General features: G+C 57.5%; 1 protein-coding gene. It reads right to left on the bottom strand.

Annotation, left to right across the window (positions count from 1 at the left end):
- A partial coding sequence (locus RTW80_RS26430) for a class I SAM-dependent methyltransferase (RefSeq protein ID WP_312721049.1) occupies positions 1-718 on the bottom strand: 718 nt, incomplete at its 3' end.
- Positions 719-789: the final 71 nt, after the last annotated feature.

The raw sequence follows: 789 nt of genomic DNA, 5'->3' as shown, positions 1-789 counted from the left end.
AGCCAAAGTATTCCCGCGCGTACGTTACGTGGCGTTTCGGCGAGATGTTTAGCTCGGCCCTGACTTCGGCGGCGAAGTCATCGTCAGGATTGGCCTCCAGCCAGCGGCGCATGGTCAGCCATTTCGCGGCCTCATATCGGTCCCAGCCTTCCTGGTCCGCCAGTACCATTTCCACCACGTCGTAGCCGAGGTCGTCAAACGCGCTGACAAGCCCTGGTAGCGTCAGAAAATCGGTCGTCGAGCTGACGCCACAGGCCTGGGCTATCTCGTCCGTTGCCGGAAGCTGACGCCAGTAAGGTTCACCGATGAGCATGATCCCGCCCGGTTTAAGGCTCTGCGCCAGCAGTTCGACTGTCCCGGCAAAGCCTCCGGCAATCCAGGTCGCGCCAACGCAGGCTGCTACGTCACATTTTTCATTGGCGACGTAACCCGCCGCATCATTATGAATAAAATGTACGCGTTCGCTGACGCCGAGTTCTTCCGCGCGGCGTCTGGCCTGCGCGGTGAAGAGCGAACTCATGTCGATTCCAGTCCCCGTAATGCCATGATCCCGGGCCCAGGTGCAGAGCATCTCGCCCGAGCCGCTGCCGAGGTCCAGAATTCGGGTCTCTGGTTTCATGCGCAGCACGCGACCCAGCGTGGCGTACTTCTCTTCGGTGAACGGGTTGTGGATGCGGTGTTCGCTTTCACTGATGGTAAAAATACGTGGAATATCCATTAGTTAATTCCTGTTATTGGGTTAAGCATTAAAAAGGGCACAACAAGATTGTTATTCACGCCAGTGCTCCG

The organism is Escherichia sp. AM3 (assembly GCF_032029835.1).
Classification (GTDB): Bacteria; Pseudomonadota; Gammaproteobacteria; order Enterobacterales; family Enterobacteriaceae; genus Escherichia; species Escherichia coli.
This window is presented reverse-complemented; position numbering and strand designations above follow the sequence as displayed.